The organism is Candidatus Magnetobacterium casense (assembly GCF_000714715.1).
GTDB lineage: Bacteria > Nitrospirota > Thermodesulfovibrionia > Thermodesulfovibrionales > Magnetobacteriaceae > Magnetobacterium > Magnetobacterium casense.
Genome location: NZ_JMFO01000054.1, coordinates 1 through 4,063 on the forward strand (window position 1 = coordinate 1; position 4,063 = coordinate 4,063).

5 protein-coding genes and 1 tRNA gene are annotated in these 4,063 nt (G+C 58.9%); 4 read left to right on the top strand and 2 right to left on the bottom strand.

The annotated features are described in order from the left end of the window. Positions 1-237: 237 nt before the first annotated feature. Positions 238-327, top strand: a tRNA-Ser gene (locus tag Mcas_RS15690). Between the two features lie 105 nt (positions 328-432). Here the strand turns inward: Mcas_RS15690 and thiS are convergent. Together thiS and Mcas_RS18400 are read right to left on the bottom strand one after the other, a co-directional pair. Then, positions 433-1,446, bottom strand: a complete 1,014-nt coding sequence (gene thiS / locus Mcas_RS15695) for a sulfur carrier protein ThiS (RefSeq protein ID WP_040336503.1) — start codon at positions 1,444-1,446, stop codon at positions 433-435. Positions 1,447-1,800: 354 nt separating this feature from the next. Beyond that, positions 1,801-2,061 carry a hypothetical protein gene (locus tag Mcas_RS18400; protein WP_156033434.1) on the bottom strand — a complete coding sequence of 87 codons (261 nt, stop codon included), beginning with the start codon at positions 2,059-2,061 and terminating at the stop codon, positions 1,801-1,803. Between the two features lie 240 nt (positions 2,062-2,301). On the opposite strand from Mcas_RS18400, the gene aroQ reads away from it, so the two are divergent. The 3 genes from aroQ to Mcas_RS15715 all read left to right on the top strand — a co-directional run. Next, positions 2,302-2,760, top strand: coding sequence for a type II 3-dehydroquinate dehydratase (aroQ, locus tag Mcas_RS15705; protein ID WP_040336505.1), 459 nt, complete (start codon positions 2,302-2,304; stop codon positions 2,758-2,760). A gap of 3 nt (positions 2,761-2,763) precedes the next feature. Continuing rightward, the gene (gene accB / locus Mcas_RS15710; protein ID WP_052567578.1) at positions 2,764-3,315 is read left to right on the top strand and encodes an acetyl-CoA carboxylase biotin carboxyl carrier protein; all 552 of its coding nucleotides are present in this window, start codon (positions 2,764-2,766) and stop codon (positions 3,313-3,315) included. After that, positions 3,308-4,063, top strand: a 756-nt coding sequence (locus tag Mcas_RS15715; protein WP_040336506.1) for an ATP-binding protein, incomplete at its 3' end; no start/stop codon positions are given. The genes accB and Mcas_RS15715, both read left to right, overlap by 8 nt.

Consider the following 4,063-nt stretch of genomic DNA (forward strand, 5'->3'; position numbering starts at 1 on the left):
ATCGGGGTGATATCAATGAGCTGTTGCAATTGATTCGCACCAATCCGAACACGACGCGTTCGCTTATTGTGACGTTGCGCAGTCAGGCGCGAGCCGGTGGAGAGAACGCCAGTGTCAAGCTGGAACTGGCAGACGCGCTGGAAAAATTGCTCGGAGTGCTTGGGTTGTAGTCCCCGCGGGCGAACCTGATTTGGTAGTGGCACCAGTCGATTCTGGTTGCACGATGTCATATGATCCGGACGGGTGGCCGAGTGGTTGATGGCAACGGTCTTGAAAACCGTCAAACCTGTGAGGGTTTCGTGGGTTCGAACCCCACCCCGTCCGCCAATTTCATCTTCTCCCCGCTTGCCATATGCCGTAAGCAGCGGCACATGGTAACGAGGAGGGATGTTCGTGCCCTCCTCCAGGGCTACGGTCGCGTCAAATGCAGAATCAGAAAAATGTGCCGTCAAGCGGACTGGATGCCGATGCGAATGCCTTGCGTGGCATGCGACCGGCGCGGTATGCCAGTCGCCCAGCCTGGATTGCCAGGCGCATGGCCGTGGCCATCCGGACCGGATCACTGGCGGACGCAATCGCCGTGTTCATCAGCACACCATCACACCCGAGTTCCATTGCAATGGCCGCATCGGAAGCCGTGCCAACTCCCGCGTCCACCAGAACGGGAACCTTGGCCTGTTCGACAATCATRCGAATGGTGAAAGGGTTTCGCACACCAAGACCGGATCCGATCGGTGCAGCCAGTGGCATGATGGCGACACACCCCATGGACTCAAGCAGACGGCAGGTATGCGGATCATCGGTTGTGTAGACCATGACGTCAAAGCCGTCCCGGATCAGCATTTCGGCCGCACGCACGGTCTCCTGGTTGTTCGGCCACAGGTATTTCTCGTCCGACAGTACTTCCAGCTTGACCAGATTCCACCCGCCTGCCTCGCGAGCAAGGCGCAGGGTGCGCACTGCATCCTCTGCCGTATAACACCCCGCCGTGTTCGGCAGGTAGGTATAGCGGCGGGGATCCACATAATCAGTCAGCATGGGAGCACGAGGATCACTGATGTTGACACGCCGCACTGCAACCGTTACGATCTCGGCACCAGAGGCTTCAATAGCCGCAGCCGTTTCGGCGAAATCACGGTATTTTCCTGTCCCCACCAGCAAACGGCTGCGAAAAGTGCGGCCGGCCAGATGTAGCAGGTCTGTCTCATCACCTTCCGTTTCCACGCCACCGCTGCCCCCACCGATAAAGTGGACCACCTCCAGACGGTCTCCCTCCTGCACGGCAGCCGACGGGAACATCTGCCTTGGGACAACTTCAAGGTTGTGCTCTACCGCAACACGTGCCGGGTCAAGCTGCAACTGCCGGAGTACGTCAACCAGCGTCACCGGTGACATCTCCCCCGGCTGCCCCACCGTCACTGTCTCCCCATTGACCATAATGTTCATTGCGCCTCCCCCTTTTTACCACCTTCAACGCGTTCCCGCATACACCAGCCACGCCAGGATCCAGCACCAGCCTGACACACCTGCCTTCCCGGCACCATCACACCAGCCGTGCACACCTGCCGTGGCAGCATTATACGCCACGTCACGGCAGTACGGAAGGTTATGGACACTTCTGCCAGCTGATACCACGGAASCGGCAKCCAATGATTTCCCTTTGCATTGTGGCATTTTTTTTGGCAGATTCATTACTGTGCGATGTTGTGCGATGATTTTGACACCGGTGGGGGATTTTGGCGACAGGAGACAGGACATGATGGCCGGTGCAGAAGAGATCTATACCACCGTATCCCTCAGTCAGGGGATGGACGCGTTGGGGATGCCGTGCAGCATGTGCGCCGTCTGCTTGATGGTGCACCCGATGTTGTGGCACAGTGGTTCATTGTCGGCACCTTGCTGCAGGACGATGCCCTGCAACAGGAAACGCCACTGATCGAGGAACATTTGCGCCGTGAATGTGGTACGTCGTCGGCGCTTGCCTACCGTGCCGCCATGAAAGCACTGGAAAAAAGCATGGAACACGAACAGACGCGTCCAGCTGCGGTGCAGCGTCTTCATGCCTTTCTGGACCGGCTGCACGTACAGCCAGATGTACCGTCTACCCACACAGGCACCGCGGAGCATCCGGGCTACGTGGCACGACTGGAAAATTTCCTGCATCAGCTGACGGTCCCGGCACAGCAGCAGGTGTCCGTATCTCCATTGCCGGACCGGTATGCTCCCGTGTCCCCGTCCATGCGCCCCCGCCGGCCGTGCGTTGCGGCCCTGAGACAACGGATGGCGGGGCATTGACCGCACATGATACGCATTCTGGTCCTCAACGGCCCGAACCTGAACTTTCTGGGAGTGCGGGAACCCTCCACTTATGGTACCGTCACACTGGCCGGAATCGAGGCCTTGTGCCGGCAACGTGCCGCAGAGCTGGGCGTGGAGCTGGACTGGTTTCAGTCGAACCATGAAGGAGCACTGGTCGATCGTATCCAGCAGGCGTATGCTTGCGTGGATTTGATCGTCATCAACCCGGCGGCCTACACCCATACATCGGTGGCCATCCGGGATGCCCTGCTGGCGGTCGCATTGCCCGTCGTGGAAGTCCATTTAAGCAACATCCACCGGCGGGAGAAATTTCGGCATCGCTCGTTTGTCAGCGATATCGCCCTCGGCCAGATCACCGGTTTTGGGCCGGACGGGTATCTGCTGGCACTGGATGCGGGTTATCGCCATGTCTGCCACCTTAGAGGAATGTCAAGGGGATAGTGTATGGATCTCAAGGAGATTCGCCAGCTGATTGCCATGTTGAAGGGAACCGACGTCACGGAGATCGAGTTGCGTCGTGGTGACCAGGTTTTGCGCCTCAATCGCAGTGTACCCGCGGATCCCGCCACACTGGCTGTTGCCCTGCGGGGAAACGGAATCGCCGTGTCCGGCAATTCCCCCTTCGCGGATGCTGCCATGTTGTCGGCGGGCCAGGCTCTTGCACCCCAGAACGCGCTGCGCCCCGCTGATGCAGCCAGCCATCCGGTTGCATCGGCGCAGGCGGAGTTTCCCAATGCCGTCCCGATCACATCCCCGATGGTGGGTACGTTCTATCATGCAACATCGCCAGAAGCCCCCCCTTTCGTCAAGGTCGGGGATGTGGTCAAGAAGGACCAGATCCTGTGTATCATCGAAGCCATGAAACTGATGAACGAAATCGAGGCAGAACGTCCCGGACGGATCGTCAAGATCCTGAAGGACAATGCATCGCCGGTTGAATTCGGCGAAGAGTTTGTTTCTGCTGGAACCGGCATGAGGCAGGCAAGTCATGTTTAGCAAAGTACTCATCGCCAATCGCGGCGAGATTGCGCTGCGTGTCCAGCGTGCCTGTCGTGAGCTTGGAGTCCAGACGGTGGCGGTTCACTCCACGGCTGATGCGGACGCCATGCATGTCAAGCTGGCGGATGAATCGGTCTGCATTGGCCCCCCTGCCTCGTCCCAGTCCTATCTGAACATCACGTCGATCATGGCAGCCGCCGAGATCACCGATGCCCAGGCCATTCATCCGGGTTATGGTTTCCTGTCGGAGAATGCCGACTTTGCCGAAGTTGTCAAGATCTCCGGGCTGACCTTCATCGGACCCGAGCCGGAACTGATCCGGTTGCTTGGCGACAAGGTCCGCGCACGCGAGGCGATGATCAAGGCTGGTGTTCCCGTTGTTCCGGGATCTGAGGGAGTGGTCCAGAACGAGGAGGATGCGCTGGCGGTTGCCCGGTCGATCGGGTTCCCGGTCATTATCAAGGCAACTGGCGGCGGCGGCGGCCGCGGCATGAAAATCGTCCACACGGATGCCGCAGTCATCAACGCATTTGGCATTGCCCGCAGCGAGGCCCTGCAGTTCTTCAAGAGCGAATCGGTCTACATCGAAAAATATATTCTCTCGCCACGTCACGTCGAGATCCAGATTCTTGCCGACAAATATGGCAATGTCCTGTACCTGGGTGAACGTGACTGCTCCCTGCAGCGGCGTCACCAGAAGTTGCTGGAGGAGAGTCCATCACCCGCCGTAAATGACGAGCAGCGT